Origin of the sequence: Corynebacterium sp. HMSC05H05 (assembly GCF_001807265.1) — a bacterium.
Classification (GTDB): Bacteria; Actinomycetota; Actinomycetes; order Mycobacteriales; family Mycobacteriaceae; genus Corynebacterium.
In genome coordinates this window covers 1-1358 of record NZ_KV788389.1, presented here as the reverse complement: position 1 = coordinate 1358, position 1358 = coordinate 1, and the positions used below count along the sequence as shown (strand labels likewise).

The following is a 1358-nucleotide window of genomic DNA, read 5'->3' as shown; positions in this document are numbered from 1 at the left end:
ACTTGGTCGGCCCGAAGTACGTGGCATGCACCCGGGCCAAATCGCGCACCCGGCTGGTGGACAGGCCGGCGGCCATGGCGACGTCGCGGTCGAAGTCGGCGAGCACGGCCACGCCTGCGGAAACAAAGTCGGTGAAGTTCATGGCCCGAAAGCTAAGCCAGCGCAACCCGAACAAGACCCAAATCAAAATCTGTGGATAACCCCCGCCAGTTGTTGACGCCGCAACACGGTTGTCCACAGCAACGCTAAACGCGGTGGCGCAAGCACGCCACCGCGGTATACGTTGCACAGTTTTAGCGCTTGGACACCTTGCCCGTTTTGCTCGCCACCGGCGCGACCACCGAGGCGCGCGCGAAGCGCCAGCCCAGCGCCGTCACACCCGCCGCGACCAGGAAGAACACGACGCCTATCCAGCTGGTGGCGTCCTCACGCGACGCGAACATCGCGTTCATGTTGCCGCGCATGCCGGTGGTGAGCACGAGGAACACGTGCACGACCACAAACGCCACGAAGTAGATCATGGTGGGGAAGTGCACCGCGCGTGCCCACGACACCGGCACGGCTTTCCACGACGCCGGCCACATGCCGCTCATGCGGAAACCGGAGGCGATGGCCAGCGGCGACGCGATGAAGACGGTGATGAAGTACGACAACTCCTGCAGCGCGTTGTAGTGCAGCCAGGGGTTCTCGGTGGGCCAGTCCAGCGAGAGGTACTGCAGGCCCGCCGATACCGCGTGCGGGATGGCGTCCCAGCTGGTGGGGACGATGCGCATCCATTGGCCGGTGGTGAACAGCAGCACGTAAAACACCACGCCGAGGGCGACCCAGGCGACGTCGAGAAGCTGGTGCAGCCAGAGCGTCACCGAGATCTTCTTGCCGCCGTTCTCTGGCTGCCAGTAGGCGGCGGGGCGTTTCTCGCGGCGCACTTCGATGCCTGTTTTGATGATCAGCGCCATCAGGAACATGTTGAAGAAGTGCGCCCAGTTCAGCCAGCCGGGCAGCCCGGTGGGGGCGTTGTCCGGCAGCGGCTGGATGCCGTTGTAGCGGGCGATGAAGTCGGCGCCGGAGTCGGTGCCCACGTACCAGCGCGCGCCAAAGATGGCCGCGGCGAGCAGCAGGAGTGCGCCGATCGCCCATGGGAGCCATTGCTTTGCGACGCCCTCCGGTTTCCCCGCAGCCTTCTCTTCAGCCGGCTTCGGGGCCGGCTGCCGAACTGCTTGTGGCTCCGGCTCGGGGGCCGTCTTGGCCACGGCGTCGTCGACCACCGTCGCCGCGAGCGCCGCGGTCTCGGGTTGTGGCTCCGGCTCGGGCTCGGTAGCCGGCGCCGGCGCGGCGACGCGCACGGTCCCGGCGGGCGG

1 protein-coding gene is annotated in these 1358 nt (G+C 66.9%); it reads right to left on the bottom strand.

The features are described 5' to 3' along the window. Window positions 1-293 precede the first annotated feature (293 nt). Window positions 294-1358, bottom strand: a 1065-nt coding sequence (locus HMPREF3151_RS05925) for a cytochrome b/b6 domain-containing protein (RefSeq protein ID WP_246815216.1), incomplete at its 5' end; no start/stop codon positions are given.